This is a genomic window from Roseospira goensis (assembly GCF_014197795.1).
Lineage (GTDB): Bacteria > Pseudomonadota > Alphaproteobacteria > Rhodospirillales > Rhodospirillaceae > Rhodospira > Rhodospira goensis.
In genome coordinates this window covers 1-2,805 of record NZ_JACIGI010000065.1, presented here as the reverse complement: position 1 = coordinate 2,805, position 2,805 = coordinate 1, and the positions used below count along the sequence as shown (strand labels likewise).

The 2,805-nt window shown below is 76.9% G+C and carries 3 protein-coding genes; 2 read left to right on the top strand and 1 reads right to left on the bottom strand.

The annotated features are described in order from the left end of the window. Both GGD88_RS19235 and GGD88_RS18125 read left to right on the top strand, forming a co-directional pair. Positions 1–1,138, top strand: a 1,138-nt coding sequence (locus GGD88_RS19235; protein WP_184438127.1) for a DNA polymerase III subunit beta, incomplete at its 5' end; no start/stop codon positions are given. After that, positions 1,135–1,350 (top strand): helix-turn-helix transcriptional regulator, encoded by a 216-nt coding sequence (locus GGD88_RS18125; protein ID WP_184438125.1) that lies wholly within the window; start codon positions 1,135–1,137, stop codon positions 1,348–1,350. The genes GGD88_RS19235 and GGD88_RS18125, both read left to right, overlap by 4 nt. Here GGD88_RS18125 and GGD88_RS18120 read toward each other — a convergent pair. Continuing rightward, positions 1,347–2,582, bottom strand: a complete 1,236-nt coding sequence (locus GGD88_RS18120) for a tyrosine-type recombinase/integrase (RefSeq protein WP_184438123.1) — start codon at positions 2,580–2,582, stop codon at positions 1,347–1,349. The two genes, GGD88_RS18125 and GGD88_RS18120, sit on opposite strands and share 4 nt — an antisense overlap. Positions 2,583–2,805: the final 223 nt, after the last annotated feature.

Sequence of the window (2,805 nt, the reverse complement as noted above, 5' to 3'; positions counted from 1 at the left end):
CGCCGCCAAGTCCACGATCCCCATCCTGTCCCACGTCCTGCTCGCGACCCGCGCGGACGGCGTGACCGTCACCGCCACCGACCTGGACCAGTGGGCCCGCGCCGCCATCCCGGCCGCCGTGGAGCACGCCGGCGCGGTGGCCGTGGACGGCCGCCTGGTGGCGTTCGCGCGCGACGCGCCGGCCGGCGCCCGGATCACGCTGGCGCCGGACCGCGGCGGCACCCGCCTGGTGGCGCGCAGCGGCCGGCGCCGCGCCGAGCTGCCGTGCCTGTCCGCCGCCGCGGCCCCGGCCTGGCCGCGCGGCACCGGCGAGGGCGCCACCCTGGCCCTGGGCGCCGGCACCCTGCGCGCGCTGCTGGACGTGCCGCGCCCGGCCATCTCCACCGAGGAGGTGCGGCACTACCTGAACGGCATCCACCTGTGGCACGACCCGGACCCGCCGGCCGGGCTGGACGGAGACGGCCCGCTGCTGGTGGCCGCGGCGACGGACGGCCACCGCCTGGTGGAGGCATGGACCCCGGCGCCGGCGGGCGCCGAGGCGCTGCCGCCGACCATCCTCCCGCGCCACACCGTGCCGGTGTGGCTGAAGGCGTTGGCCGCCACGGCCCCCGCCGCCCCCGTCACCCTGACGGTGACCCCGTCGATCGCCAGCCTGACGATCGACGCCACCGGCGACACGCTGGCGTCCAGAACCATCGACGGTCGGTTCCCCGGCTACCGCCGCCTGTTCCCCGACGCCACGGGACTGCCGTCCTGGACGGTCGACACCGCCGCCTGGACGGCGGCGGTGGGCGGCCTGCTGCCCTACGGCACCACCGCCGAGGGCGGCTCCACGATCCTGCACGAGGCCGAGGGCGGCACTCTCACCGTCAGCACCTGCCCCGCCACGGACGCCGTGGCGGCCGAGGACGCGGTGGACATCGACCGGGACGCGAACGGCGCGCCGATGCGCCTCGGCCTCAACGGCCGCTACGTGGCGGCACTCGGGTCCCTGGCGCCACGCCTGACCCTGGCCCAGGGCGGCGACGACAACACGCCGGCCCTGCTGACGCCGGACCCGCCGGATCACGCCCCGCGCGGCGTCCACCGCCGCGGTCTCATCATGCTCGTGCGGGTGCAGGAGGGGGCGCGGCCATGACCGACGACTGGGACATCCCCGCCGACGAGCGCCTGATCCGCCTGCCCGAGGTGATGCACCGGGTCGGACTCGGCCGCTCGGCCATCTATCAGCGCATCCGCGAGCGGCGATTCCCGGCGCCGATCCGGGAGGACGGTATCGCCTGGTGGCGCGACAGCGAGGTGACCGCGTGGATCGCCGCGCGCATCCGGGCCACGCGCGGCGCGGCCTAGCTGCCCGCCGCGCCGTCACCCTCCCCGGCCAGATACGCCGCCCACGCGTCCATGAGGCGCCGGCGGCGGTCCAGCAGGTCGCCGCGCTGGTAGGCTGCCACCACCCGGTCGCGCGGCGCATGGGCCAGGGCGGCCTCGCACACCTCATGCGACTCGGCCGTCGTCTCCGCCGCCCAGTCGCGGAACGACGAGCGGAACCCGTGCGGCACCGCCGGTAGCCCCAGGCGCCGGCACGTCGTGGTCAGGGTCATGTCGCTGATCGGGCGGCCGCGGCGCTGGCCGGGAAACACCAGCTCGGCCCCTGGCCCGCGCTCGATCCGGCGCGCCCACCGGCGACGCAGCAGGTCCAGCGCCGGCGCGGTCAGCGGCACCCGGTGGGCGCGCCGGGCCTTCATTCGCTCGGCCGGGATCACCCACAGCCGGGCCTCCCGGTCGATCTCGTCCCAGCGCGCCCATCGCACCTCGCCGACCCGGCAGGCGGTCAGGATCACCAGCTCCAGCGCCCGCGCGCCCAGGCCGTCGGCGGCGCGTACCTGCTGCCACACCGCCGGCATCGCGCGCCACGGCACCGCCCGATGATGCCGGACCGGCGCCAGGTCGTGCGGTCGGGCCAGCAGGTGGTCCAGGTGACCGCGCCAGCGCGCGGGGTTGTCGCCGCCGCGCCACTCCCGCACCCGGGCGTAGTCCAGTATTGCCTCGAGGCGCCCGCGCACGCGGCTGGCGGTCTCGGGGACCTCGGCCCACAGCGGCGTCAGCACGCGCAGCACGGCCTCGGTGTCCACGGCCGCCACGTCCAGGTCACCGATGACGGGATAGACGTAGCGGCCCAGCGTAGCCTCCCACGCCTGCGCGCTCTTCGGGCTGCTCCAGCCCGGCCGGCGCACCGCCAGCAGCGCCTCGGCCGCCGCGCGCACGGTATGGACGGGCGCCGCTCGGGCCGCCGCCTCGGCCGCGGTGGCCGCGCGCGCCGCCTCGCGGGCCTCGATCGGATCGCGCCCGTCCCGCACCAGCGCGCGGGCCTCGCCCGCCAGCTCGCGCGCCCGGGCCAGGGACACCTCGGCCGTGCGGCCCAGGCCCATGTCCCGCCGGCGGCCGCCGATCTGGTAGCGGTAGATCCAGCCGCGCGTCCCGGCCGGCGAGACGCGCAGGTACAGCCCGTCGCCGTCGGCGTACAGCCCCGGCTCGGTCGTGGTCGCGACCTGGCGCGCCGTCAGGCGCCGTGTGCCGCGCATCCTGCGGCCCTCCCCGCCCCTGATGAGCTGGCGGTGATGGGCAGGCCGCCGACCCATCGCCCGGCACCTGCCCACACCTCGCCTGCCCATCGTTCTGTCCATCACGCGGACGCGGCTCGCCGCGCATTCACGCGGACAGATATGGACTGAGGGGAAGGGAAAATCCAGAAAAACAAGGCCCGTACGCATCGCTGCGCACGGGCCTGTATGGGGGAATGGCGGA

What these genes read in the sequence shown, in the direction of transcription:
- GGD88_RS18125 (WP_184438125.1), top strand. Translation starts at nt 1,135, where the DNA reads ATGACCGACGACTGGGACATCCCCGCCGACGAGCGCCTGATCCGCCTG.
- GGD88_RS18120 (WP_184438123.1), bottom strand. Translation starts at nt 2,582, where the DNA reads ATGCGCGGCACACGGCGCCTGACGGCGCGCCAGGTCGCGACCACGACC.